A 26,436-nucleotide genomic window follows, 5' to 3' on the forward strand; every position below is an offset into this window, starting at 1 on the left:
TGCATGTCGTTTCTTTCCCGCACTGCCTGCATTCTCCTGCCCTGCGCCCTCGTCGCCTGTTCCTCTACCCCTGCAGAACCCGAAGTTGAGCACCTCGCCGTCGAGGTCTTAGGCACCGCTTCCCTGCCGGCCAATTCCTTTACTCAAGGCCTTGAGACGGATCCGGACGGCAACCTGCTCCTTGGCACCGGCCAATGGGGCGAATCTCGTCTGGAGCGCTTCTCCCCCGAAACCGGCGAAACCTTGGCCAAAACGCGCCTGGATAACCGCTACTTTGGCGAAGGCATCACTCAGGCCGGAGATTCCATCTGGCAGCTAACCTGGAAGTCCGGCCAGGCCCTGAAATACGACCAGGACCTGCGCCAGATCGATACCGCCTCCTACACCGGTGAAGGGTGGGGTCTCTGTAATAACGGCGAGGATCTTCTCATGTCCGATGGCTCCGCTACCCTGCGGCATATGGATCCGGAAACTTTTGCCGAGCGCTCGACCACCGACGTCAGCTTGGAAGGAAAACCCCTCGAGGACATCAATGAGCTGGAGTGCGTGGGCGATTCCGTTTATGCCAATGTGTGGATGGATGACAATATCTACCGCATCGATCCTTCCACCGGCCGCGTGACCGCCGTCATTTCCACCGACGCCATAGATAAATCCCGCTATACCGACCCCGATGACGTCCTCAACGGCATCGCGCACATCAAAGACGATGAGTTCTGGCTTACCGGCAAGCGGTGGAAAGAACTCTTCCACGTTCGAGTAAGGTAAAGGCCCATGGCAACCCGTAAGGAAGCAAGGAAAAAGTCGCTGCTGCAGATCTTGGCCCTCATCGTGGTCGTGGCAGTCATCGTCGCGGCCGTAGTGATCTTCCAGAACTGGTGGAACCAGCGTCCAGGCCCAGATCCGCGCGACATCAAGGTGACCGCCACCGTGGGCGATAATTCCCTCGAGGTCAGCCCCTATATCGCGTGCGAGCCCGGCACCGATTGCCCAGAAGGCGAGGTCCCGAACCTCACCGTGGGAGAAGACGACACTCTCAAGTTGGATATCCCCGAAGAAATTTCTGATCATGAATGGAAGATTCTTTCCATCTACGATGACCCCGCCGCCAATGATGAAACCGCACACGGCGCGAACGAAACTTCTGAGGTATCAATCCCCGGCTCCGTAGAGCCCATCAAGGCCTCCACCGGCAAGCGCCCCCGCCTCAAGGTGGTAGAGATTTCCTCCATGATGATCGGCACCGATGACAACGGTGACGAAACCCCCTTGGCCACCGTGTGGTCGCTCACCACGATGACCGATAAAGAACGAGAAGCCTCCGCGGAGGAATCCACGAAGGCTTCTGACTAGCTATCCAAATCCTTCGCAATTGCGCGAAGGATTTCTGCTACCTGGCGGCCAGTCTTGCGCTCCGGGTAGCGGCCGGAATTGAGCACCGGCTGAATCTGTGACTCCAGCAAAGTCATTACATCAGAGACCATGCTGCCGAGTTCCTCGGGCTTGCGGGCCGGCGTGCGGCGACGCGGCTTATCCAATACCTTGACCCGCAGCGCCTGCGGACCACGGCGGCCAGCCGCGAAATCGAAATCGATGCGCTGGCCTGGGAACAGTTCCTCTACTCCCTTAGGCAACACGTTGCGGCCGACATAGACGTCTTCATCGCCCGGGTTGCTGACGAAACCGAAACCTTTCTCGGCGTCATACCACTTCACTTTGCCAATAGGCATAGGTACCCACCTCTTCTCTAGGGGAAAATCTTTATTTTAGCTGCCTGGTCAAAACAACAGAAGTCGCGCACGCTAACGCGACACACCTCCGCCATGTGCCACAGATCACATGTGGCCACTCACCTGCACAAATACCCTCGCACGTGCCACATTCGCCCCATTCCTTTCCCATTTAGTGCCCATAACGTGACACTTTCGTTATAAACCGCTACGCTGTCCCCCAGACATTTAAGAGCCGTTAAGAAAGTTACCCTCGCCCGCCCTTTCTTTTTGGTACATATTCTTTGCACTTAATGCGGGCACACAGAGAGGACTAACTACATGGGACGCCACTCCGCTAAGAACCGCATGGCCGCTAAGTTCACCGCCGGCACCGTCGCCTTCGGCGCCGCTGCTGCCATCATGGCACCAACCGCATCTGCTGCCCCGGATTCCGACTGGGACCGCTTGGCACAGTGCGAGGCCGGCGGCAACTGGCACATCAACACCGGCAATGGCTTCTACGGCGGACTGCAGTTCAACCCGCAGACCTGGCAGGCTAATGGCGGCGGCGAGTTCGCAGCTACCGCTGACCAGGCTTCCCGCGAGCAGCAGATCGTTGTTGCTGAGCGCGTGCTTGCTTCCCAGGGCTGGGGCGCATGGCCGGCTTGCTCCGCTTCCCTTGGCCTGAACTCCGCTCCTACCCAGCGCACCGCTCCGTCCGCTGCGCCTAAGGCTCCGGCCCAGGCACCGGCTCCGGTTAAGCAGGCTGCTGCCCAGAAGTCCGACGAGCTGGCCGTTGATGCCCTGTACAACACCATCAAGAACGCCGCTAACTCCTACGGCCTGGCTCTGCCTCCACAGTTCACCGAGCTGTACAAGGCTAACCGCCACGACTTCAACAACTTCTACTCTGCCAACCGCAACGTCATCGACCCGATTGCGCAGATGATTGAGAACATCACCCGCTAAGACACAGCGCTGAAAGGCCCCTTGCTCATGCAAGGGGCCTTTTCTGCGTGAGGGAACGCTAGATACAAATCTTCCCCCGCACCGAGGCGGGGGAATGCTTTAGCGGTTGATGCGAGTATAAGGGTGAACGTAGTTCAGCTTCTCTGCCGGCATCGGCAAAATCAGATCATCGCCGTAGGGGCTGGATGCACCAGCAAAAGGCGCAGAGATTTCCGTGATTGCGTGCTCGCGATTTTCGTTCTTCGGCCAAGCCGGGGAAACGTGACCCTTCTTCTCATTCGACATAGTCCCTATTATTTCAAACCTTGCGCAAAAACGTAACTCAATCGATAGCTAAACTGGGAAGTCATCATGACTCAGTCTTCCCATCTTCCGCATTTCCGCACGTGGCTTGCCTCCCTTGACGAAGAAGAGCTGGCAACAGTCCTCCGCAACCGACCGGATGTGCTCAATCCACTACCCCCAAGTATCGCCGCGCTCGCCACTCGGCTCCTGCTGCGCACCTCTATCGCACGAGCCCTTATGGACTGCTCCGCGGAACTGCTCGCGGAAATCGAGGACATCGCGCGCCGTGGTGGGGAGCTCGAGGAGGTAGAAGACCTGCATCCAGAGATAACCCGCCAGCTCAAGGAGCGCGGACTAACATACGGCAACGTCCTCATTCCGCCCGAGGTCATGCCTGCCCTACCTACGGGCTGGTCCCTCCTCGAACAAATCCGAGTAAGCCCAGCAGACATCGCCGAGCTGCCAGCTGAAGAGCGCAAGGTCCTCGAGACTCTGTCCCGGTCCAATGGCCTCGGCACCACGCGGGACGCAGCCGTTGATGCGGATCCGACCCGGCCGATCTCGCGGCTCATCGCCAAGCAGCTGCTCCACCGCGTTGACTCAACCACCGTCCGCCTGCCACGCGCCGTGCATCTTGCGCTGAACGGCAAAGCCACCGCTACTATCCCTATGGAAGGAATCACCGAATCCCCCTCCCCCGATTCCAAGGCCGATGATGCTGGCACTGCAGCCGGGTTATCCGTCGTGCGCGGCATGCAGCGTGTCATTGACTCCCTAGGCGCACGTCCGATAAAACTCCTCAAAGACAAGACCGTCGGCGTTCGCCAGCTCACCGGATTAAGCAAGCCCCTTAACATTGGCGAGGAGGAGTTGCGCCGCCTCATCGAACTCGGCATGAGTGCCCGCCTACTAAGCCGCGGCGAGCCGAAAAACATGGAGGGCAATTTCCTCGCCCCAACGGAGCTCGCCCAAACCTGGCTCGACGCCAGCCTCGCCGAAAAATGGCAGCTCCTGCTCGAGTCATGGACAACCTCCACGTGGACCAACGAAGGCCGCACACTGGCGCACACCAATGACCGCCTGCCGGGCTTCAGGGAAAAGGTCCTGCAGGTCTATCTGCGTGGGGCGAAACCCACCTTCGAAGAAGCCCTCCGCTTCCACTTCCCACTCTTTGCCACGCATACCGCGGACGAGACTATCGCCGATCTCCGCGCGGAAGCCGAGTGGATCGGCGCAATCGCCCTCGATCGCCCCACCAGTGTGCTTATCGAGGGCCCCGAGGCCGCCGCCCGCCTGACCCCAGGTACGGTTGACTATTTCCTAATTCAGGCAGATATGACCGTATTAGTTCCTGGCCCGCTCGATCCAGAGACCCACCAACGGCTCGAATCCGTCGCGGACCTTGAATCCCCCGGCTTGGCCAGTGTCTACCGCATCTCGGACGCTTCTTTGCGCCGCGGCCTTGATCGCGGGATGACCGGGGAGGAAATCCACGCCTTTTTCGCGGCACACGGCGAGGTGCCGCAGACACTGGAGTTCCATATTGGGGACGTCGCCAAGCGCCATGGCACCCTGCGCTCCGGCCCGGCACTGTCCTACCTGCGCAGCGAGGACCCAGCCCTCCTGCAGATTGCGCTCAAGGCCGCGCCTTTGCGTCTGCTCGCTCCCACCGTCGCTATTTCTCAACTGCCGGTACACGACCTGCTGGAGCGGCTGCGCGATCACGGTCTTTCTCCCGCGGCCGAGGACCACAACGGCGCGAGCCTCACGGTTGCGCCGGAGCCAGCCACCCTGCCGACCCCCACCGCGCGTCGGGCCCCCGCTTCCCCGGACATTGCGAAGGCCATGCGCAACCTGCGCGATGACTCCGCGCCTTCCACTCCCAGCCTCGATATAGTCCACGCGGCCGCTCGTACTGCCCGGCCGATCACCATTGGCTATGCAGATAAGAACGGCAACGAAAAGCACCGCACCGTTACCCCGCTGACGGTCGCGGGTGGGCAAATCGACGCCCGCGCATCCGACGGCTCCACTATCCGATTTCCCTTGCACCGGATCACCTCCGTTACGCTGGAGCCATGAATGGACCATTAATTGTGCAGTCGGATAAGACCGTCCTGCTCGAGGTGGATCACGCCCAGGCCGCAGAGGCCCGCGCCGCGCTCGCTCCCTTTGCAGAGCTGGAGCGCGCTCCCGAGCACGTGCACACCTACCGCATTACTCCGCTCGCGCTGTGGAATGCCCGCGCGGCCGGACACGACGCCGAGCAGGTCGTCGACGTCCTCGAAAACTACTCGCGCTTTCCGGTCCCCCAAGCCCTGCTTATCGACGTCGCCGAAACCATGTCTCGATACGGCCGCGTTCGCCTGCACGCCCACCCAGCCCACGGCCTCATTCTCGAGTCCGAAGAGCCGCCTATCCTGGAAGAACTCTCCCGCGGCGCAACCGGAAAACTCCTTGGCGCTCGCATCGACGAGCATTCCATCGCCGTCCCACCCTCCGAGCGCGGCCGCCTCAAGCAAGCCCTCCTCAAGGCGGGCTGGCCGGCAGAAGACCTCGCAGGTTATGTCGATGGCGAGTCCCACCCCATCGCCCTCAATCATGATGGATGGCAACTGCGCGATTATCAGCAGTACGCCACCGAGGCCTTTTGGTCCGGCGGCTCTGGCGTCGTGGTGCTGCCGTGCGGTGCTGGCAAAACCATCGTCGGTGCGGCAGCCATGGCCAAGGCGGAATCCACCACGCTCATCTTGGTCACTAATACCGTCGCCGGCCGCCAATGGCGCGACGAGCTCCTGCGCCGCACCACGCTGACGGAAAATGAAATCGGCGAATACTCCGGCGAGAAGAAGGAAATCAAGCCCATCACCATTGCCACCTACCAGGTGGTCACGCGTAAAACCAAAGGCGAATACCGCGCCCTCGAGCTCTTCGACTCCCGCGATTGGGGCCTCATCATCTACGACGAGGTCCACCTCCTGCCCGCGCCGGTATTTCGCATGACTTCGGACCTCCAATCGCGGCGTCGACTAGGGCTCACCGCCACCCTCGTGCGCGAGGACGGCCGCGAGGGCGACGTCTTTTCCCTCATCGGACCTAAGCGCTACGACGCCCCATGGAAAGAGCTCGAGATGGCCGGCTATATCGCCACCGCCGAGTGCATCGAGGTCCGCGTAGACATGGACGCCGAGGAGCGCATGCTCTATGCCACCGCCCAACCTCGCGACCGCTACCGCATCGCTGCCCAGGCTGCCGCCAAGCTCCGCGCGGTCGACAAAATCTTGGCCCGCCACCCGCAGCAGGCGCTTATCATCGGCGGCTACGTCGACCAGCTCAAAGAACTTGGCGCGCATCTCGACGCCCCCGTAATCGATGGCTCCACCTCCACTGCTAAGCGCGAACGCCTCTTCCAGCAATTCCGGGATGGCAGCCTTCCCGTTCTGGTGGTGTCCAAGGTCGCCAATTTCTCCATCGATCTCCCCGAGGCCGCCCTAGCCATCCAGGTCTCCGGCACCTTCGGTTCCCGCCAGGAAGAGGCTCAGCGCCTTGGCCGGCTACTCCGCCCCAAGGAAGAAGAGGCGCTCTTTTATTCGCTGGTCACCCGCGATAGCCTCGATGCTGACTACGCCGTGCACCGCCAGCGTTTCCTCGCCGAACAAGGATATGCCTACCGGCTTATCGACGCACTAGACTTAGAACAATGAAAATCTTCAAGTTCGACGTAGACGAGTCCTTTGCCAAGGCCAATAACGAGCTCTTGCGCGATTCCAACCGCCTTCGCCTTTCCGGCCTCGTACTGGGCATCCTGCTCATCATCGGCGGCGCGGCCATCTGGTGGGGATTTTCCTGGGGCATCACTATCGGCCTGGGCATGATTCTATTCGGAATCATGGTGGCCATCGTCGGCTTTGCCGCCGCTCGTAAAGTTGGCACCGCCCAGCAACTCTATGACTCCTATCCCCTTGCTCCGGCCGTCATCGCCGAAGTAAATGAGCGCGATATGGTCTTGCTCGCATTGGTTAATACCAACGTGGATCCCTCCTTGCCTCCCCGCTGGGCTGCGTGCCTGCGCACTGTGACCGCCATCCCCGGCACCCAACGGACCGTAGGCACCAAGGTTCCCGTTGCGGCTGTTTCTGGCCGCGCGGACAACAACCACTGGCAGCAAATCACCCCGATGCCCATCGCTTGGGGCACCCCCGACGCCGAGACCGTCACCATCGCTCGCAAATCCATCCCCCAAGACCAGTGGCAGCGCCTCGAGCGCGCCCGCAAGCGCCTTTCCGACGTCAAGGCTACTAAGTTCGACCTGCTGGTTCTCTAGAGCTGCATAAGCTACGTCGGATACAGGTCCGTTCACAGACCCAACTGAAACTTCCACGCTAGGCAAGGGATTGGTCGTCATCTTGCCTCGTCCTGTGAGCACACGAGGCAAGATCAACGCCTCGGTAGCCCTCAACGAGAAACCGAGTTACGCGCTAAATATGCAACCCGCGCAATCACAATTAAACCGCGAGGCGGGCGTCTTTATCCTTTCACTTTCTCTCTTTTTGATCGCTGTTGTTGTAGTGCGAGGTATTGTGCCCAGGTGTGGTTCCAGTGTGTTTGGTGTGTGGCTAGGGGCCCGGTGGCGTGGTCTAGTTGGTAGGTGCCGTCTCGGTGGAGCCAGGCGATGGTGCCGGTGATGGGGTCGAGGATGTAGTGGACGCGGCGGTCGGTTTTGATGTTGTGGTGGTGTTGGCAGAGGTTTACTAAATTATCTGGGCTGGTCGGTCCGCCTTGGTGGTATTCAATGCGGTGGTCTAGTTGGCACTGTGTGGCGGGTACGGTGCAGCCGGGCCAGCGGCAGGTGGCGTCTCTGCCTTGAGTGTAGGCGCGGATGTCGGCGTCAGGGATGTAGGAGTCTACTTCGTCGGCGTTAAGCCGGCGGATGAAGGTGTTGTCTGTGGGGGCATGGTTGAGATTTATCCAACCTGCGCCGGGATGAAAGACGATATTGGTGTCTTCGTTGGTGGTGAAGGTGTTTATAGCGACGCTGGTATGGGTGTCTTCGAGGATGAGATCGATAAGGCCCTGCGCTGCGGTGGTGTGTGCCTTGTTGGTGTACACATCGATATGGCGGGCGATGATTGTGGCGGTAGCACTATCGCAGGTCAAAGATAGTGTAGTGGTGTTATCGGGGTTGTAGTTTATCCGGAGTGTGGGTTGCGGCTTTTCTTCTTTGTCTCCGGGGCGCAAGTGGGTGTCGATGAAGCCGCGGATGAAGCGGCGTAGTTCAGCATCAGTGGGGACTGTTTGATTCGGTGCGGTGGGCGTGAGGAAGTCTGCGAGTGCGGCGTCGATGGCTTCGAGGTCATCTAGGTTATTTTCCAATCGGTGTAGTTCGCGGTCGATGATGCGCAATTTGGTCAGATCGAGGATCCAGTGGAGGCCTTGCACTTCGGTGACTAGAGGTAATTGGCGCATGCGGAAGTGGGCGCGCAGGAAGCCTTGGAGTTTCGAGTAGGAGATACCAAGGTCTTTGGCGAGACTGGTCAGGCTTAAATCAACATCTTCGTCTAGTTGGGGGAGGATTGCGCGGTAGAGGAACCAGGAGGTTTTGCGGGTGTAGGTGCCGGCTTGGCCGATGTGGTTGCCGGGTGCGTTGGTGGTGTAGAACGCTTCGGGCACATCACCTTCATCTAGAGGATCAGTATCGGGATGGCCGGAAATGAGGAGGGTGTCGGGATAGTCGAGGGCGGTATCGGGTTGAGGTGGGGATAGTGTGGCAGTCACGGGGTGTACTCCAACAAAAAGTAGGGGTTCGTACGTGGTTTCTAACCAGTGGCCTTATAGTATCCCGGCTTTCGGACATATGCTCTTGATGGGGGTGTTTATGTTCGAATAGGGTGACCTAAACCTGCAGGGATCTCCAGAGTCACACCCCACACACCGGCGGGGGTAAAAGGAATGGTTTAGAGTTCGTCGACGTCGGCAAGCTGGGATCGAATTTCGGGGCAATCAGAAAACTTCCGTTTTAGTCGACCCAAGAATTCTTCAAAAGAAGTTGGTTCAGCAACCTTTTGGACCTTCCCGAGCAACGCACACGCTTGGTCGCAACCACACTCGTTTTCCAACTGCTCCTCGATTATTCGCATCAGAATGGGAATGGTCTCGTCCGGCAAGTCCGGAAGAAGCCGTTCTGCCAAGCTCCATTCAATTCCAGCGTCTGAGGCTGTTGCCCAAGCACCCTCCGGATCATTTAGGCACAGGTACTGGAACATCGCTAGGTCCCATGGTTTATCCCGCAGGCGAGTCTGGATGAGTACTGACGCGGTGTCCCCTACGGCCGCAAAAAGCCCACGCGCAGTCGATAGCATTGGAAAACTATCGAAGGCTATCCGGTGCACGGCGGGGCTGCGGTGGGGAAAGTGGGCGTCGCAAAGCGCGGCCCAAAAAGTAACGATCTGGAAAGTATCCTCCGTGGGCAACGCCAGCATGGCCTTCTCTGAGTACCTATAGGCGAGGTCAAACTGACCTATCTCCGAAAGGCCGCGAATCAGCTGCTCGTATCCGTCCGTATGAGTACGATATACGTCCTCGACAGAGCCAGAAAGCACCGCGAGCCGACGCCTCGCATACGCGCCATGCGCCCGCTCGCGAAGTTCCTTCACGCCCTCTACGCCTAAAGATTCCTCGTACTGCACGGGGTCAATATCTATTAGTTCCGCATACGGCGACTCAAGAATGCCCAAGAGCCACTGGGCCAAGTACAGCGCGTCAATCTTTGATAGTTGAGCTGCATGAGGTAGTTCCTCTGCCAAGCGCTCGGCACTCCAACGCACGGCGTCGTTGACATCCTCAATATGCGGCAACAGTTGCAGAACTTCGTCAACTGCGCGTTGTGCCACTAGGAAGATATCGTGAACCTCTATTGGCTCAATTCCATAGCCGGCTAGAAGATGAGGTTCAAACATGGCGGTCTGGAGCAGCTCGCCGGCCTTCCACACCTGGTCGGCGTACTGGCCCGAATCGTCGGGGTCAGCCAAGTTTAGTCCGGTGGGCTTTACAAAGTTAATGGTTGCTTCGGCAAGCGTCTGCCTTACTTCTGGCATTCCTTTAAATCCGCGAGGAATTCCTTGAGAGATTCCGTCAGATCCCATATTTGGTTACGCTCGTCTTCAAACATGCGATCAACGAGGAACTCTACACCGCCCAGATCATCCGGATGCAAGCTGTCTAAATAGGCCAGAAGCTTATCGATGTCTTGCAAGCCTTGAATTCCTTGCTCTACTTGTTCCACCACAGTAGAAATCTGCCTTTGGTCCATGCGTTTGAGACTAGCAAAACGACGAAAGAAGAGGGCGGTGGTATACCGTCCTCTTCTTCTTGTTTGTATTTTGTTGTGTTTTTGTTGTTTGGTGTCGGCGGTGACTTACTCTCCCACAACCTCCCGGTTGCAGTACCATCAGCGTGTGCAGGCTTAGCTTCCGGGTTCGGAATGGGACCGGGCGTTTCCCTGCAGCTATTGACCACCGACAAACCTTCAGAACATCTACCCTCTCTTTTTAATGGGTGTTCGGGTGTTGTGTCAGATACTGCATAGTGGACGCGGTCACTACAGTGACTGTTTCTTGTTTTGTTGCTTTTTGCCAGCACACATAGTGTGTGTTGGTGTTTGTTGTGGTCAATTAGTACCAGTAGCCTTCACACCTTACAGTGCGTCCAGGTCTGGCCTATCTACCCTATCGTCTTTAGGGGACCTTAACGAAACCTCATCTTAAAACAGGCTTCCCGCTTAGATGCTTTCAGCGGTTATCCCTTCCGTACGTAGCCAACCAGCGATACCCCTGGCGGGATAACTGGCACACTAGAGGTACGTCCGTCCCGGTCCTCTCGTACTAGGGACAGCTTTCTTCAAGTTTCAACGCGCGCGGCGGATAGAGACCGAACTGTCTCACGACGTTCTGAACCCAGCTCGCGTGCCGCTTTAATGGGCGAACAGCCCAACCCTTGGGACCTACTCCAGCCCCAGGATGCGACGAGCCGACATCGAGGTGCCAAACCATCCCGTCGATATGGACTCTTGGGGAAGATCAGCCTGTTATCCCCGGGGTACCTTTTATCCGTTGAGCGACACCACATCCACAAGTAGGTGCCGGATCACTAGTCCCGACTTTCGTCCCTGCTCGACATGTCTGTCTCACAGTCAAGCTCCCTTGTGCACTTACACTCACCACCTGATTGCCAACCAGGCTGAGGGAACCTTTGGGCGCCTCCGTTACATTTTGGGAGGCAACCGCCCCAGTTAAACTACCCACCAGGCACTGTCCCCAACCCAGATCATGGGCCAAGGTTAGATGCTCAATCCGATCAGAGTGGTATTTCAACAACGACTCCACCACCACTAGCGTGATAGCTTCCAAGTCTCCCACCTATCCTACACAAACCGAACCAAACACCAATACCAAGCTATAGTGAAGGTCCCGGGGTCTTTTCGTCCTGCCGCGCGTAACGAGCATCTTTACTCGTAGTGCAATTTCACCGGGCCTGTGGTTGAGACAGCAGAGAAGTCGTTACGCCATTCGTGCAGGTCGGAACTTACCCGACAAGGAATTTCGCTACCTTAGGATGGTTATAGTTACCACCGCCGTTTACTGGGGCTTAAATTCTCAGCTTCGCCAACAAAGTTGACTAACCGGTCCTCTTAACCTTCCAGCACCGGGCAGGCGTCAGTCCATATACATCAACTTAACGTCTTCGCATGGACCTGTGTTTTTGATAAACAGTCGCTTCCCTCTATTCTCTGCGACCCCACAACGCTTAACACCGCAAGGATGCTCACATCGTAGGGCCCCCCTTCTCCCGAAGTTACGGGGGCATTTTGCCGAATTCCTTAACCACAGTTCACCCGAACGCCTTAGTATTTTCAACCTGACCACCTGTGTCGGTTTAGGGTACGGGCCATACACACACATCGCTAGAGGCTTTTCTCGACAGTACAGGATCACCACCATCAACCCCAATGGGTCTACGCATCACGCCTCAACCAAAATGTGCGGCGGATTTACCTACCACACGGTCTGCACGCTTACACCACCAATCCAATAAGTGGCGTGGCTACCTCACTGCGTCACCCCATCACTTGAACCACACATCAGGCCCCACGACATCAACACCACCAGACTTCAAAGAAGACCAGCAATGCATCCGCGGTGGTTAGTATCAGTGCTTTATCATGGGCGCGCATGTACGGGTACCAGAATATCAACTGGTTATCCATCGACTACGCCTGTCGGCCTCGCCTTAGGTCCCGACTCACCCTGGGAAGACGAACTTGACCCAGGAACCCTTAGTCATCCGGCGGATAGGATTCTCACCTATCAATTCGTTACTCATGCCTGCATTCTCACTCGCACACAGTCCACGCCTCCTTACGGTAACGCTTCAACCCATGCACGACGCTCCCCTACCCAACAAAAAAATTGTTGCCGCGGCTTCGGCGGTGTACTTGAGCCCCACTACATTGTCGGCGCAGAACCACTCGACCAGTGAGCTATTACGCACTCTTTCAAGGATGGCTGCTTCTAAGCCAACCTCCTGGCTGTCTTCGCGATCCCACATCCTTTTCCACTTAGTACACCCTTAGGGGCCTTAACCGGCGATCTGGGCTGTTTCCCTCTCGACTATGAAGCTTATCCCCCACAGTCTCACTGCCGTACAACACAATTAGTGGCATTCGGAGTTTGGCTGACATTGCTAAGATTGTAGTCCCGCTCAACCAACCAGTCGCTCTACCTCCACCAAGCTATAATACGACGCTGCACCTAAATGCATTTCGGGGAGAACCAGCTATCACGGAGTTTGATTGGCCTTTCACCCCTACCCACAGCTCATCCCCGCAGTTTTCAACCTACGTGGGTTCGCGCCTCCACAACCTCTTACAGCTGCTTCACACTGGCCATGGGTAGATCACCCCGCTTCGGGTCCAGGACATGCCACTTGACACCCCATTAGGATTCGGTTTCCCTACGGCTACCCCACACGGGTTAACCTCGCGACATGCCGCTGACTCGCAGGCTCATTCTTCAAAAGGCACGCCATCACACACACACGGTGCTCTGACGGATTGTAAGCACATGGTTTCAGGAACTATTTCACTCCCCTCCCGGGGTACTTTTCACCATTCCCTCACGGTACTCATACACTATCGGTCACACTGAGTATTTAGGCTTACCGGGTGGTCCCGGCAGATTCACAGCAGATTCCACGAGCCCGCTGCTACTCGGGCAACCCAACAACCCACACATCATCATCTTCAGCTACAGGACTCTCACCTACTCCGGCAGGCCATTCCAAACCACTTCACCTAACAACAATGCGCAAGCACGATGATGGTAGTCACCGCACATCAGGGCCCACAACACCGCACACACAACCCCTACCAGGTATCACATGCACACGGTTTAGCCTCATCCACGTTCGTTCGCCACTACTAGCAGAATCATTATTATTTTCTTCTCCTACGGGTACTGAGATGTTTCACTTCCCCGCGTAAACCCCCACAACAGCTATGAATTCACTGAAGGGTAACCCCACATAACCAGGGCCAGGTTTCCCCATTCGGACATCCTCGGATCAACGCTTAATTGACAACTCCCCGAGGCTTAACGCAGCCTTTCACGTCCTTCATCGGCTCAGCATGCCAAGGCATCCACCATGCGCCCTTAATAACGAACACACAAACCACCACACACAAAAAGCGCGGGCGGCCACACAAGTGAACTTGACAAAATAAACACAAAAAAGAAATCACACAAACACACACAACACACCACACACAAAGCGCAGCACGTCATACGTGTTTAATGCTCGCGTCCACTATACAGTTCTCACACAACACCCCAACCATCAACCAGCACACACACTGTGTCCACCAGTCATATGGTCAGGCACCAAAAAAAGGGGATAATGCCCCAGACACCCAACAATGCACCAACATACAAACAAATACTTTTTTTCAAACTGTGCACGACACTGTGTGTCACAAAGCGCCATTCAAACACTCGGTCTTTGTCTTAAAGGTGTATCTTCCACCCGGAAATTTTCAAACAAACAACGTTGGCAGCATGACACTCGCACACTCAACCAACACCCACCACAAAGTGGCAGGACAAGGCACAACTGTGCCCGAATAATAAAGCTCCTTAGAAAGGAGGTGATCCACCCGCACCTTCCGGTACGGGTACCTTGTTACGACTTCGTCCCAATCGCCGATCCCACCTTCGACGGCTCCCTAACAAGTTTGGGCCACCGGCTTCGGGTGTTACCAACTTTCATGACGTGACGGGCGGTGTGTACAAGGCCCGGGAACGTATTCACCGCAGCGTTGCTGATCTGCGATTACTAGCGACTCCGACTTCATGGGGTCGAGTTGCAGACCCCAATCCGAACTAAGGCCGGCTTTCAGCGATTCGCTCCACCTCACAGTGTCGCTGCGCGTTGTACCGACCATTGTAGCATGTGTGAAGCCCTGGACATAAGGGGCATGATGATTTGACGTCATCCCCACCTTCCTCCGAGTTGACCCCGGCAGTCTCTCATGAGTCCCCAACCAAATGCTGGCAACATAAGACAAGGGTTGCGCTCGTTGCGGGACTTAACCCAACATCTCACGACACGAGCTGACGACAACCATGCACCACCTGTACACCAGCCACAAAGGGAAAGACTATCTCTAGCCCGATCCGGTGTATGTCAAGCCCAGGTAAGGTTCTTCGCGTTGCATCGAATTAATCCACATGCTCCGCCGCTTGTGCGGGCCCCCGTCAATTCCTTTGAGTTTTAGCCTTGCGGCCGTACTCCCCAGGCGGGGCGCTTAATGCGTTAGCTACGGCACGAAAGTCGTGAAAAGACCCTCACACCTAGCGCCCACCGTTTACGGCATGGACTACCAGGGTATCTAATCCTGTTCGCTACCCATGCTTTCGCTCCTCAGCGTCAGTAACTGCCCAGTAACCTGCCTTCGCCATCGGTGTTCCTCCTGATATCTGCGCATTTCACCGCTACACCAGGAATTCCAGTTACCCCTACAGTACTCAAGTTATGCCCGTATCGCCTGCACGCCCGGAGTTAAGCCCCGGAATTTCACAGACGACGCGACAAACCACCTACGAGCCCTTTACGCCCAGTAATTCCGGACAACGCTCGCACCCTACGTATTACCGCGGCTGCTGGCACGTAGTTAGCCGGTGCTTCTTATCTAGGTACCGTCACAAAAAGCTTCGTCCCTAGCGAAAGGAGTTTACAACCCGAAGGCCGTCATCCCCCACGCGGCGTCGCTGCATCAGGCTTGCGCCCATTGTGCAATATTCCCCACTGCTGCCTCCCGTAGGAGTCTGGGCCGTATCTCAGTCCCAATGTGGCCGTCCACCCTCTCAGGCCGGCTACCCGTCGCCGCCTTGGTAGGCCATTACCCCACCAACAAGCTGATAGGCCGCGAGCTCATCCTACACCGAAAAAACTTTCCAACCATCACACTAAAAATGGCTCCTATCCGGTATTAGACCCAGTTTCCCAGGCTTATCCCGAAGTGCAGGGCAGATCACCCACGTGTTACTCACCCGTTCGCCACTCGAGTACCCTGCAAGCAGGGCCTTTCCGTTCGACTTGCATGTGTTAAGCACGCCGCCAGCGTTCGTCCTGAGCCAGGATCAAACTCTCCACAAAAAAATTTCAGAACAAATCCGAAACAGGCCGTGAAAAGCCCGAAACCCAACAAAAGAACAAACCACCACAAACCACACAAAATGCAGCTCATGCTGGCGTCCAAAAAATTACTACAAAGAAAAATAAACAGTCCCCTCAACCCGACGGGGTCAAAAAGAGGAAACCAAAAAAGGTAAACACAATCACATGCCAACCAATCCATCTCAATGCAGCCGAAACACCAAACAGCATTCAAAAAGGTACGTGTTTCACATACCCAACCGGCACACACCAACCAACAAACCACTAAGCCTGCTGGCAGACAAACCAATCAACACACAACCATGCACACAAAAAATAAAAAGTACATTGGCACACTATTGAGTTCTCAAACATCACCACCAACCAACAAAAAATTAACTTCCCGTTAACCTCTCATCGGCAGCCCGTACAAACTTACTCAACTCAAAGAACAAAGTCAAATCATCGAACCAAGTCCGTACAAAATGTCACCATCAAGTAACCTCCCGGCTACCTCTCGGCGACTTGGATTAATCTAGCCCACCACAACCAAACAACACAAATCCCCAGGATAACGGGCACTATGACAGAGTCTTACCTGGCTAAGTGGCCCCATAGCTACTAATGCCTCAAGGAAGCCTGCAATCGAGATGCTTTCTCCCATATTTGAAAGGCCTCTCTGGTGGACCGCTCCCCTTTAGGTGGGCGATCCCAAAAATGGATTGGGGAGGGCGGACAATTAACAGCAAGATGACCACCGGGCTCCTTGCATGGAAAAAGGCCCCCGATTTCTCGGGGGCCTATCGGTGGAGCTGCCGGGAATTGAACCCGGGTCCTTCGTCACCTTGCCAGGGCTTCTCCGTGCGCAGTTCGCACAGGATCTCTCCTCGGCCCTCCGGATCGGGCGAACACGTCCGGATGATGGGCCCAGTCACCAGTAAGAGTCCCGACTGGTCCTGATGACCCGGCCAGCCGGCTAGTTCCTTAGTCGATGCCAGGTTCTAGGTCAGGAACGAAACCTAGGCTGACAGACACGCGTCGCTGTAATTAGGCAGCGAGGGCGTAGTCACGCTGAGAGTTCTTCTCTGCGTTTATTGGTTGCTACGACGCTTATACGGTGGTCGTTAGCCTGCACCGGCACGCTTCCCCTGGCTCAGTGCACGAAGTCGAAACCAAATCAACCCCATGCGGTAGGGACGGGATAGTGCATCTTCCCTACGGTTCGTATAACACTACCCCACCCACTTTTATTTCCTCAAGTGCTCCTCCAGCCACTCTTTGAGGACCACTGCGTGGTTGACCTTGCGGTTGGTGGCGGCGAAGAGAAGGGTGGCGTCGGCAAGCGCAAGCAGCTGGGTGAGCTCTTCGGAGTCATTGTCATCCAGCTCGGCCTTGTAACGGCGGGCAAACTCGTCGAAGCGCTCCTCGTCGTGGTTCCACCATTTGCGCAGCTCGGGACTTGGTGCGACGTCCTTGAACCATTTCTCGTAGTCCACATCGCTCTTGGCGACGCCCCGGGGCCACATCCGATCCACCAGCACCCCGACGCCTTCGATGGTGTCCTCACCCTTGATGACGTCGTGGACTTTCGCTGTTTTAAACATTGATGCCCTTCACGCGGCGACCGAGCTCGCGGGAGATTTCGCGGTCCTGGTCGCGGCGCTTAATATCCTCTCGCTTGTCATAGTCCTGCTTGCCTTGGGCCAGCGCAAGCGAAAGCTTGGCGTAACCATTTTTGAGATAAACCTTGAGCGGAACCAGGGTCTTATTGCCATTGCGCACCTGGCCATAAAGTTTGTCGATCTCGCGGCGGTGCAATAAAAGCTTGCGGGTGCGCCGCGGGCTGTGGTTCGTCCACGAGCCCATGGAGTACTCCGGAATGTGGAGGTTCCGCAAGTACACTTCGCCATCGTCAATGGTGGCGAAGGCATCATTGAGCGAGATTTTGCCCTCCCGCAGGGATTTAATCTCGGTGCCGAGCAGGACGATGCCACACTCGTACTCCTCGAGAATTTTGTAGTCGTGCCGGGCCCGGCGGTTGGTCGCAAGCGTAGCCTCGCCGGATGCCGCCTTCTTGTTTTTCTTGCCCTTCTTAGCCATAGTTATGCCAGTGTAGTGCCCTTTTGACTGGCCCGGCAAACAGACTATTTGCGCACATATGACCGCAGGGTGATATGGGCCGTAACGGCGGTAACCACCAGCGCTAGCAGGCCAACGAGCGGGAGGGCAATCCAGAGATCGCCGGATTTCATAGGAGCAAGCAGCTGTGATTCATAAAGTCCCTGCAGGGACGGGTCTACCACTTGGGACTTGCCCAAGAAGATGCCGGCCCCGCCGAGGAGTACACCGATGAGGGAAGCCAAGACTGCTTCCATGACGAATGGCGCTTGCGTCATCCACCGGCTTGCGCCCACCATGCGCATGATCTCCGTTTCGCGAGTGCGGTGGAATGCAGCAATTTGCACCATATTAGCCACCAAGAAGATGGCCGCCACAGACATCACGATGGCTAGGATGAAGGTGGCATTGCGGATGGAGTCGAGGTTGCTAGCGGCATTGCGCACCTCTTGCTGCTGGTCGACGACGTCCTCTACCGCTGGGTTATCCCGAATCGCATCGATTGCGGAGGCATCCTCTGGGTCTACAAGCCGCACGTGGAATGCAGCCGGCAGCGCATCAGGGGAGGTTTGCTCCACCATCACAGGGTCGGTGTCTTGAAAAAGTTCTTTGAACCGCTCATAGGATTCTGCGCGGTTGCGGTATTCCACGGACTCGACGGAATCATCCGCCTCCAACTTATCCTTGATATCCGCGCAGGCCGGACTCGTACAGTCTGGGTCTCCGGCAGAAATATCCTCATTGAGCTGAACCATGACCTCGACGCGGTCGAGGTAGATATCCTTGGTGTCCTTGGTCAGGTTGGTCACCATAATGCCGGCGACAACGAGCCCGACCGCAATCGCGGTGGTGATAATCATGGCAATGGTCATAGTCAGGTTGCGGCCAAGCCCCTTGGTGGCTTCGCGGAAAATAAACCCTAGCTTCATGCTTCCCCCTCATAGGTTGCCTCGTGCTCATCGCGCACGAGTACTCCATTGCGCAGCTCCAGCACGCGCTTGCGCGCCCTATTGACGGCGCGGGCATTGTGAGTGGACATGACCACGGTGGTGCCGCGGCGGTTGATGCCCAGCAGTAAGTCCATGATCTCGTCAGCGGTGGCGGGATCGAGGTTGCCCGTGGGTTCGTCGGCAAGCAAGAGCTTTGGCCGATTAACTACCGCACGAGCGATGGCCACACGCTGCTGCTCACCACCGGAGAGCTCATGCGGATAGGCGTTGTGGCGATCGTGGAGTCCCACCAGCTCCAATACCTGCGGGACCGCGGTGGAAATGCGGTACTTACTCTTGCCAATGACCTCCAGTGCAAAGGCCACGTTTTGATACACCGTCAGCTTGGGCAGCAGGCGGAAATCCTGAAAGACGTACCCAATGGACTGACGCAGCGCGTTGATCTGCTTGCCAGAAAGCTCATTGACGTGGAAATCATCAAAGTAAATATCGCCCTCGCTGACATTGCTATAGCGCACCATAAGCTCCAAGAAGGTGGACTTACCGGAACCGGATGGACCGATCAGGAAAGCGAATTCACCATCCGTAATCTCGAAAGACACCCCATCGAGCGCTGGGCGGGACTCGGCGGAGTAGGCCTTAGTCACGTTGTCGAATCTAATCACGCGAATCACTGTAGCAACCAAAGTTGACACCGCGCTGTGAACTATATTTAAGTAATGTGGTCTAAGACACTAATTTGTTCCGACCCAATCGACAGAAAGTGCCGATACTATGGCCGAAACCGAAACTAAAGAAAAACCACGTTCTGCAAGCGGCTTCCTAGGCACTGTAGAAAAGATTGGCAATAAGCTGCCGGATCCGTTCTGGCTCTTCGTCATCCTCGCGGCAATCGTTGCTGTGACATCCTGGCTGGGGCACCTCATTGGCATGAGCGCCGAGGATCCTAAGACAGGCGAGACCATTGAGGTTGAATCGCTGCTGACCACCGAGAATATCTCGCGCATGGTTACAGACGCCGTGGAGAATTTCACCAGCTTCCCACCGCTCGGCGTCATCCTTGCCGTGATGCTCGGCGTGGCCGTAGCAGAGCAGTCCGGCCTGCTTTCCGCCTTGGTGCGCGGCATGGTCACCAAGGTCAGTGCCAAAATGCTTACCTTCGTCGTGGCGTTGGCCGGTGTGACCGGCTCTGTGGCCTCCGATGCCATCTACGTCATCCTGATTCCGCTGGGAGCCATGGCCTTCCACGCGGTGGGCCGCTCCCCCATCGTGGGTGCAATGGTGGCCTTTGCCGCCTCGTCAGCCGGATTTAATGCCTCGCTGATTCTCAATATCACCGACCTCCTGCTGGCTGGTATTTCTACTCCAGCCGCGCAGTTCGTCGATGCCGAGTATGAGGTCAGCCCGCTGGCGAATATCTTCTTCGTCATCCCTTCCGCCGTGGTGCTTTCGCTCATCAATACCGCGGTCACGGAATTCCTCATGGTGAAAAAGGCCCGCGAATTGGTAGACCATGACCACATCAATTACGAAGAAGTCTCCTTTTCCAAAGCCGCTGGCGGCCCTTCCAACGCGGAAGGGGAAAAGGAAGAATACGACTTCACGGATGATGAAGAGGCCATGCGCATCAAACCCAATGAACAGCGTGGTTTGATAGCGTCCGGCGTCACCCTGGCGATCTTCCTCGCCGCCTTCTTCGCCCTGCTGTTTATCCCTGGTTCCCCGCTGGCGAGCCAAGAAGACAGCTTTATGGAGTCGCCGCTCATCAGCGCCATCGCGGTGCCCATTGCCTTGGCCTTCTTGGTATGCGGCATTGCCTATGGCTTGGCGGCTGGCACCGTGAAGTCCTTTGCTGATGTGCCGACGTTTATGGCCAAGGGCATCGAGACTCTCGTTCCCATGCTGGTCCTCTTTTTCGCCGTCGCCCAGTTCCTCGCTTGGTTCGAGTGGTCCAACCTCGGCGTATGGACCGCTATTAAGGGCTCCGAGCTACTCCAGCACTGGTCCCTGCCGCCGTTGCTCATGTTCGCCGCGCTGGTCGCCATGGTGGCACTGCTCAACCTATTCATTACCTCTGGCTCTGCCCAATGGGCGCTTATGGCCCCGGTCATCGTACCGATGATGATGTATGTTGGCGTCTCACCCGAGGTCTCCCAGATGCTCTTCCGTATCGGTGACTCACCGACGAATATCATCACCCCAATGTCGCCCTACTTCGCGCTGGCGTTGACCTTCCTGCAGCGCTACTACAAGCACACGGGTGTGGGTACCTTGATGTCGCTCGCCCTTCCTTACTCGCTATGCATGCTGGTGGGCTGGTTCATCTTCTTTGTCATCTGGTACCTCATCGGTCTCCCGCTGGGACCAGGTGCACCGATGCACTTCCCCGCATAAGATTTCGCCGCGAGCTCAAGACAAAGGCCGAACTGCAGAGACAATCCTCTCAGTTCGGCCTTCGTTGTTTTCCTAACTAGTCCTGCTCTTGCTGCATGCGCCAGCGGATGCCGGATTCAAGAAAGCCATCGATATCGCCATCAAGCACCTTGGAGGGATCACCCACCTCAAAGTTGGTGCGCAGGTCTTTGACCATCTGGTACGGGTGCAGCACGTAAGAGCGCATCTGGTTGCCCCAGGACGCGTTACCACCAGCGCCCAGCGCATCGAGCTCCGCCTGTTCTTCTTGGCGCTTGCGCTCCAAGAGCTTTGCCTGCAGCACGCGCATAGCCGAGGCCTTATTTTGAATCTGCGATTTTTCGTTCTGGCAGGTGACCACGATTCCGGTGGGAATATGGGTTAGACGCACCGCCGAGTCGGTGGTATTGACGGACTGGCCACCCGGACCAGAAGAACGATAAACATCGACGCGCACATCATTGTCCGGGATATCGATGTGGTCGGTCTGTTCCACCACCGGCAGGACTTCCACCTCGGCGAAGGAGGTCTGGCGTCGGCCTTGATTATCAAAAGGCGAGATGCGCACCAAGCGATGCGCGCCTTGTTCCACGGAAAGCTGGCCGTACATGTACTCACCATGGACTACGAACGTGGCTGACTTGATGCCCGCTTCCTCCGCATAGGAAATGTCATATACATCCACCTTGTGGCCGTGCTTTTCTGCCCAGCGGGTATACATGCGCATAAGCATTTCAGCCCAGTCCGCCGCATCCACACCGCCGGCACCAGAGCGAATATTGATAACCGCCTCACGCGGGTCATACTCACCGGAAAGCATGGTGGTGACCTCTAGGGATTCGATGGCGGACTCCAGGGAATCGAGCTCCTCGTCTGCCAGGGAAGAATCCCCTTCCTCTTCCGCAAGTTCGTACATGACGGGCATGTCCTCGAGACGCCCGCGCAGCGCTTCTAGCTTGCGAACCTTCGCCTGCGCTGCGGAAAGCTCAGAGGTGACCTTTTGGGCATGTACGGGGTCGTCCCACAGGGATGGATCCCCGGCCTGGGCCTCTAGTTCCCGAATGCGGGCAGCCAAAGCCTCTGGGTCCATGACCTTCTCAATGGTGGTCAGGGTGGATTCTAGTTGCTTGAGCCGTGCTGTTACTTCGGGACGCATAGGCCCCAATCCTACCCACCGGGCCATCACAATTAGCCATCGGCCGCGTTTAGGGTGACAATGGTGGGCATGGATCAAAAGCCGAGCTTGCAGGAGATGATCGACGCGGTCATCAAGACCTTTATTGTCGCGCATGCGGATGACGGGGATGCGCACCTTGCGCAGGCCCTCGTCTATAACGCCGGACGCTTGGCGTGGCGCCTGCGCGAGATGGGCGTTGACGTGGAGCAAAAGACTTCCATCTCGGACGTTGTCACGGATGCAGACCGCGCGGCCGAGCGCTTCGTCGCGGGCGTGCTCGAGGCCGTGCGCCCGGAGGACGGCATCCTGGGTGAGGAGGGCGCCGCCCGCGAATCCCAGTCCGGCCGCACCTGGGTCATTGACCCAGTCGATGGCACCTACAATTTCTCTTCCGGCTCCGATTATTGGTGCTCTGCCCTCGCGCTTGCCGACGCCACCGGGATCACCCTCGGCGCCGTCCACCGCCCCGCCATGGGTTATACGTGGTTCGGTGGCCGCGACTACCCCACTTCTCTGGACGGCAAAGAAGTTTCCCGCCTTGCGGCTCAGCCAGCCAAGCAGATTTCGCTATCTACCTATTTGCACCCGACCTCGCTGATGGATGCGGATATCCGCGGGGCATGGCAGCGCGTGGCGGAAAACTTTGCTACAGTCCGTATGCTCGGTGCCGGTTCTGTTGACCTGTCCTCCGTAGCCGATGGCACGTGGGGCGCATGGATGCAGCATTCGGTAGCGGATTGGGATTGGTTCCCCGGCAAAGCTCTCGTTGAAGCAGCCGGTGGTGCCGCCCGCAAGGTAGAAGCCGGCGGTGTCGAATGGTGCCTCGCCGGCAATAAATTGGTAGTGGATCAGATGGAGGATTGGCTCCGTGGGTAAGTTCAAAGAAGACTTGGGCCTCGCGCTCGAGCTGGCGGGCCATGCCGATGTGGTAACCATGCATCGTTTCGAGGCCTCGGATCTTTCCGTTAAGGAAAAGCCGGATATGTCTCCCGTATCGGATGCGGACCTCACCTGTGAGAAGCAAATCCGCGAATCCCTCAAGCGCTCCCGCCCGCGCGATGAGGTGCTGGGCGAGGAATACGGCGGCGAGGCCTGTTATAAAGGCCGCCAGTGGGTCATCGATCCCATCGACGGCACCAAGAACTTCGTGCGTGGCGTGCCCGTATGGGCCACGCTCATTTCCCTCTTGGAAGACGGCGAACCGGTGGTATCCGTCGTCTCCGCTCCCGCCCTGCGCCGCCGCTGGTACGCGGCCAAGGGCGCGGGTGCCTTCCGCGTGTTCGGCGGCGAGCCGAAGCGTTTGAGCGTTTCCCACGTAGAAAAGCTCTCCGATTCTTCGCTGGCGATGAGCTCGCTTACCGGATGGGCTGAGCGCGGATTGCGCGATAAATTCCTCGCGCTAACGGATAAAACGTGGCGCCTGCGCGGCTACGGAGACTTCTGGTCCTATTGCCTCGTCGCCGAAGGCGCAGTAGATATCGCCGCCGAACCGGAGGTTTCCCTGTGGGACCTCGCTGCGCCCTCGCTCATCGTGACCGAGGCCGGCGGTACCTTCACTGACCTTGAAGGAAACCCCGGCCCGCATGGCGGATCCGGCGTAGCCTCCAACGGACTGCTTCATAAGCACGCCCTCGCCGCGCTACAGGGCTAGGGTCTTCTCCGCAGCTGGAGCAGCACCGGACCGCGGTGCTCGGTAGCTGCAGCGGAACAACCACCCGCCTGCGCGCAACTGCCGCAGCCGCCGGTGGGGCACGAAGTGAGCGATTCACGCACCAGCTCCGCCGTGCGTTCGAGGTGGGCGAGGATGATTTCCACGGTCCCCTGCCCTAACCCAGTAGCTTTTGCAATGTCAGCCGGGTTGGATTTTCCCTGTTTAATGGCCTCCTTGACCTGCTCCGTGGGGCTCATAGGAAGACCTTGAGGACTTGGAAAACTCCCACCGCCAGGATCCAGGCGGAGCCGAGTTGTAGGGCGAAGCCGATGAGTGTCCACTTCCAGCCTATTTCTCGCCGCTGCGCGGCTACCGTGGCTACGCACGGGGTGTAGGCCAGCAGGAATACCATGTACGCCCATACTGCCGCGAGCCCGTGCCCGCCAGAGGCCGCATCAAAATCAGCGCGGATATGGCTGGCCAGTGGGGATTCTGCTTGCTCTTCCGGTGCATCGTCAGTGACGTCTTCGACTGCGTACGTCTGTGCCCACGTGGAAATGAGGGTTTCCTTCGCCACGAATCCGGTGACCAAGGGTCCGGTCAGCGACCAAGAACCAAAGCCTGCCGGGGCAAAGACGGGAGACATTGCCTGAGCAACGGCACCATAGGCGGAATCCTGTGGCGGCACTGCCTCTTCGTTAAAGGAGTGCCCGCCGGTGACCGGGATGGACATGAGCAGCCAGATGACTACCACCGTGGCCACGATGATGCCGCCGGCGGTATGTAAGAAGCCCTTGAGGCGCACCCACATTACTGAGATGGTGAGTCTAAAGGTGGGCAGCTGATAGGCCGGAAGGTCGATAACGAGGGCTTCGGCCGGCATGGCCCGCCACACCGTGCGGCGCAGCGCCAGGCCTACCAACACCACCAAAGCGATGGACAGCACGTACATGGCAAATACCGCGGAACCGGCATGAGCAGGGAAAAATACCTGTGCCAGCATCATAAATACGATGAGACGCGCAGAGCATGAAGTAAAGGGAATAAGCAGGCAGGTGAGGATGCGGTGGCGGACGTCGCCAAGCACGCGCGTGGCTGAGATAGCCGGTACATTGCAGCCATAGCCCACCACGATGGGGATAAAAGCCTTACCCGGCAGGCCGATGGCGCGCATCACGCGGTCAGTGACCACGGCCGCGCGCGCCATATAGCCGGAATCCTCCAGCACCGCCAAGCACAAAAACATCAGCGCAAGAAGCGGCGCGAAGGTGAGCACCATGCCTACACCACCGATGAGACCATCCACCAACAAGCCTGTGAGCAGCCAGTTATCCGGGAGGATGCTGCGCGCAGCGGCGGAGACCGGGCCGGTGATGAATGCTTCTAATCCGTCCTGTAGCGGACCCGCGACAGTAGTGGTGATGAAGAAGACCGCCCACATCACCGCCAGAAACAGAATCGGCCCGAGCACTGGGTGCAAGACTAGGCGGTCCGCGCGGTGGCTGAGCGGTTCGCCAGTATCCGTCCGTGAAACGGCAGCCTTTTCCGCCGCGTCCAAATCCACAAAGCGCTGGTCTAGGTCAGCATTGGGCCGGATGGTCCGCGGATCAGTGTGCATTGCACGGGCAACCTCGCGCTCGAGCGCATCCAAGTTTTCACGCCGCCGACCGTTAACGCTGACCACCGGGATGCCCACCTCGTGTGAAAGCGCGGACGTATCGATGCTTATGCCCTGCTGCTTGGCGATGTCCTCCTTGGTCACCCCAATCACTACCCGGTATGGGTGCTCCGCAATCTGGAAAGCGAGGTTCAGTCCGCGCGCCGGCGCAGTGGCGTCCACGAGCACCACAACCACATCGGGGCGCTCACACGGCGGAGCCTCCACGAGCATATCGCGGGTAAATTCCTCGTCTGGGCTCATTGGATCCAATGAATAAGCACCAGGAAGATCAATGATGTCAAAGGCCTCTGGCTGCGCATTCCACAAGCCACGGCTTATCTCAACGGAGGTACCTGGCCAGTTTCCGGTCTGCACCTTCGCTCCGGTTAGCGCATTGAACAAGGTAGATTTGCCGGAATTTGGAGCCCCGACCAATGCGAGGACCGGCGTTCCCTCCTTCGCAATGCGCATCGAGGAGGTGGAATGGCAGCTCGGCGCAGCGGTTTTCCGTGCCATTATGCTGCCACCGGGATGACTTCGAGCTGGCGAAGAGTAGCCGCATCCACCGCATAGTGGGCGGTGCCTACGGTAACTAGGCGCGCGCCGCCGGCTACCTTGCGGCCGATCTGTACGCGCACACCTGGGCGGAAACCTAATTCCCGCAAGCGCAGCGCCAACGCCGGCCGCTCGTCGATGGCGTGCTGCAAGCAGCACTCAGGAAGTTCCACCAAAGCGTCTACCGGTGCCTGATCGGCGCGCATACACTCGGATTTTTCGCACCCCGGTTTGCGCCG

General features: G+C 57.6%; 22 protein-coding genes, 3 rRNA genes and 1 other RNA gene. 9 read left to right on the top strand and 17 right to left on the bottom strand.

Translation table 11 applies throughout. The features are described 5' to 3' along the window. Positions 1 to 3 precede the first annotated feature (3 nt). Both I6I12_RS09240 and I6I12_RS09245 read left to right on the top strand, forming a co-directional pair. Entirely contained in the window at positions 4 to 768 is a 765-nt protein-coding gene (locus I6I12_RS09240) for a glutaminyl-peptide cyclotransferase (protein ID WP_200287985.1), read from the top strand. A 6-nt stretch (positions 769 to 774) separates the two neighbouring features. Then, positions 775 to 1,353, top strand: a complete 579-nt coding sequence (locus I6I12_RS09245) for a DUF2771 domain-containing protein (protein WP_200287987.1) — start codon at positions 775 to 777, stop codon at positions 1,351 to 1,353. On the opposite strand, the gene I6I12_RS09250 is transcribed toward I6I12_RS09245, so the two are convergent. Next, positions 1,350 to 1,730, bottom strand: coding sequence for a cold-shock protein (locus I6I12_RS09250; protein WP_005323875.1), 381 nt, complete (start codon positions 1,728 to 1,730; stop codon positions 1,350 to 1,352). The genes I6I12_RS09245 and I6I12_RS09250 overlap by 4 nt on opposite strands. A 321-nt stretch (positions 1,731 to 2,051) precedes the next feature. Here I6I12_RS09250 and I6I12_RS09255 point away from each other — a divergent pair, with 321 nt between their 5' ends. Continuing rightward, on the top strand, positions 2,052 to 2,681 hold the full coding sequence (locus I6I12_RS09255; RefSeq protein ID WP_049360602.1) for a resuscitation-promoting factor Rpf1 domain-containing protein: 630 nt from the start codon (positions 2,052 to 2,054) through the stop codon (positions 2,679 to 2,681). Positions 2,682 to 2,780: 99 nt separating this feature from the next. Here I6I12_RS09255 and I6I12_RS09260 read toward each other — a convergent pair whose 3' ends face one another. Further along, the gene (locus I6I12_RS09260) at positions 2,781 to 2,966 is read right to left on the bottom strand and encodes a hypothetical protein (protein ID WP_023022020.1); all 186 of its coding nucleotides are present in this window, start codon (positions 2,964 to 2,966) and stop codon (positions 2,781 to 2,783) included. A gap of 66 nt (positions 2,967 to 3,032) precedes the next feature. Between I6I12_RS09260 and I6I12_RS09265 the strand changes: the two genes are divergently transcribed. From I6I12_RS09265 to I6I12_RS09275, 3 genes are read left to right on the top strand one after another with little or no spacing between them, the layout of a single operon-like run. Continuing rightward, positions 3,033 to 5,048, top strand: a complete 2,016-nt coding sequence (locus I6I12_RS09265; protein WP_200287989.1) for a helicase-associated domain-containing protein — start codon at positions 3,033 to 3,035, stop codon at positions 5,046 to 5,048. Beyond that, positions 5,045 to 6,670 (top strand): DNA repair helicase XPB, encoded by a 1,626-nt coding sequence (locus I6I12_RS09270; RefSeq protein ID WP_200287991.1) that lies wholly within the window; start codon positions 5,045 to 5,047, stop codon positions 6,668 to 6,670. Before I6I12_RS09265 ends, I6I12_RS09270 begins: the two co-directional genes overlap by 4 nt. Next, positions 6,667 to 7,290 carry a DUF3239 domain-containing protein gene (locus tag I6I12_RS09275; protein ID WP_023022023.1) on the top strand — a complete coding sequence of 208 codons (624 nt, stop codon included), beginning with the start codon at positions 6,667 to 6,669 and terminating at the stop codon, positions 7,288 to 7,290. The genes I6I12_RS09270 and I6I12_RS09275 overlap by 4 nt, the downstream gene beginning before the upstream one ends. A 203-nt stretch (positions 7,291 to 7,493) precedes the next feature. Here I6I12_RS09275 and I6I12_RS09280 read toward each other — a convergent pair whose 3' ends face one another. The 11 genes from I6I12_RS09280 to ftsE form a co-directional block, all read right to left on the bottom strand. Then, the gene (locus I6I12_RS09280) at positions 7,494 to 8,741 is read right to left on the bottom strand and encodes an HNH endonuclease signature motif containing protein (RefSeq protein WP_200287993.1); all 1,248 of its coding nucleotides are present in this window, start codon (positions 8,739 to 8,741) and stop codon (positions 7,494 to 7,496) included. Positions 8,742 to 8,920: 179 nt separating this feature from the next. Beyond that, positions 8,921 to 10,060 (bottom strand): hypothetical protein, encoded by a 1,140-nt coding sequence (locus tag I6I12_RS09285; RefSeq protein ID WP_200287995.1) that lies wholly within the window; start codon positions 10,058 to 10,060, stop codon positions 8,921 to 8,923. Continuing rightward, on the bottom strand, positions 10,048 to 10,275 hold the full coding sequence (locus I6I12_RS09290; protein WP_023022027.1) for a hypothetical protein: 228 nt from the start codon (positions 10,273 to 10,275) through the stop codon (positions 10,048 to 10,050). The genes I6I12_RS09285 and I6I12_RS09290 overlap by 13 nt, the downstream gene beginning before the upstream one ends. Positions 10,276 to 10,367: 92 nt before the next feature. Further along, positions 10,368 to 10,485: ribosomal RNA gene (rrf, locus tag I6I12_RS09295) — 5S ribosomal RNA — on the bottom strand. A gap of 132 nt (positions 10,486 to 10,617) precedes the next feature. Beyond that, positions 10,618 to 13,686 (bottom strand): 23S ribosomal RNA (locus I6I12_RS09300). A gap of 470 nt (positions 13,687 to 14,156) precedes the next feature. Next, positions 14,157 to 15,674, bottom strand: a 16S ribosomal RNA gene (locus tag I6I12_RS09305). The 16S, 23S and 5S rRNA genes sit together here, the layout of an rRNA operon. An 804-nt stretch (positions 15,675 to 16,478) precedes the next feature. Next, positions 16,479 to 16,859: a transfer-messenger RNA gene (gene ssrA, locus I6I12_RS09310) on the bottom strand. 62 nt (positions 16,860 to 16,921) lie between these two features. Further along, complete coding sequence (locus I6I12_RS09315) at positions 16,922 to 17,278, bottom strand: DUF488 domain-containing protein (RefSeq protein WP_200287997.1); 357 nt, start codon at positions 17,276 to 17,278, stop codon at positions 16,922 to 16,924. Further along, positions 17,271 to 17,774, bottom strand: coding sequence for an SsrA-binding protein SmpB (gene smpB / locus I6I12_RS09320; RefSeq protein ID WP_005322310.1), 504 nt, complete (start codon positions 17,772 to 17,774; stop codon positions 17,271 to 17,273). Before smpB ends, I6I12_RS09315 begins: the two co-directional genes overlap by 8 nt. 44 nt (positions 17,775 to 17,818) lie before the next feature. Then, complete coding sequence (gene ftsX, locus I6I12_RS09325) at positions 17,819 to 18,721, bottom strand: permease-like cell division protein FtsX (RefSeq protein ID WP_200287999.1); 903 nt, start codon at positions 18,719 to 18,721, stop codon at positions 17,819 to 17,821. Then, positions 18,718 to 19,407, bottom strand: coding sequence for a cell division ATP-binding protein FtsE (gene ftsE, locus I6I12_RS09330; RefSeq protein WP_200288001.1), 690 nt, complete (start codon positions 19,405 to 19,407; stop codon positions 18,718 to 18,720). The genes ftsX and ftsE overlap by 4 nt, the downstream gene beginning before the upstream one ends. Positions 19,408 to 19,516: 109 nt before the next feature. Between ftsE and I6I12_RS09335 the strand changes: the two genes are divergently transcribed. After that, a complete protein-coding gene (locus tag I6I12_RS09335; RefSeq protein ID WP_200288003.1) occupies positions 19,517 to 21,136 on the top strand; it encodes an AbgT family transporter in 1,620 nt (539 codons plus the stop codon). A gap of 76 nt (positions 21,137 to 21,212) precedes the next feature. On the opposite strand, the gene prfB is transcribed toward I6I12_RS09335, so the two are convergent. After that, on the bottom strand, positions 21,213 to 22,310 hold the full coding sequence (gene prfB / locus I6I12_RS09340) for a peptide chain release factor 2 (protein WP_200288005.1): 1,098 nt from the start codon (positions 22,308 to 22,310) through the stop codon (positions 21,213 to 21,215). Between the two features lie 60 nt (positions 22,311 to 22,370). On the opposite strand from prfB, the gene I6I12_RS09345 reads away from it, so the two are divergent. Both I6I12_RS09345 and hisN read left to right on the top strand, forming a co-directional pair. Continuing rightward, entirely contained in the window at positions 22,371 to 23,207 is an 837-nt protein-coding gene (locus I6I12_RS09345) for an inositol monophosphatase family protein (protein ID WP_023020827.1), read from the top strand. Then, positions 23,200 to 23,982: a histidinol-phosphatase gene (hisN, locus tag I6I12_RS09350; RefSeq protein WP_023020826.1), complete on the top strand. Its 783-nt coding sequence runs from the start codon at positions 23,200 to 23,202 to the stop codon at positions 23,980 to 23,982. The genes I6I12_RS09345 and hisN overlap by 8 nt, the downstream gene beginning before the upstream one ends. Here hisN and I6I12_RS09355 read toward each other — a convergent pair. Genes I6I12_RS09355 through I6I12_RS09365 form a run of 3 tightly spaced genes read right to left on the bottom strand, consistent with a single transcriptional unit; the run spans position 23,979 to position 26,403 of the window. Continuing rightward, on the bottom strand, positions 23,979 to 24,239 hold the full coding sequence (locus I6I12_RS09355) for a hypothetical protein (protein WP_023020825.1): 261 nt from the start codon (positions 24,237 to 24,239) through the stop codon (positions 23,979 to 23,981). The genes hisN and I6I12_RS09355 overlap by 4 nt on opposite strands. Further along, positions 24,236 to 26,158 (bottom strand): ferrous iron transport protein B, encoded by a 1,923-nt coding sequence (feoB, locus tag I6I12_RS09360; protein ID WP_023020824.1) that lies wholly within the window; start codon positions 26,156 to 26,158, stop codon positions 24,236 to 24,238. The genes I6I12_RS09355 and feoB overlap by 4 nt, the downstream gene beginning before the upstream one ends. After that, positions 26,158 to 26,403, bottom strand: a complete 246-nt coding sequence (locus I6I12_RS09365; protein WP_084279013.1) for a FeoA domain-containing protein — start codon at positions 26,401 to 26,403, stop codon at positions 26,158 to 26,160. Before I6I12_RS09365 ends, feoB begins: the two co-directional genes overlap by 1 nt. Between the last annotated feature and the right edge of the window lie 33 nt (positions 26,404 to 26,436).

The sequence above is a fragment of the Corynebacterium kefirresidentii genome (assembly GCF_016599755.1).
Taxonomy (GTDB): Bacteria; Actinomycetota; Actinomycetes; order Mycobacteriales; family Mycobacteriaceae; genus Corynebacterium; species Corynebacterium kefirresidentii.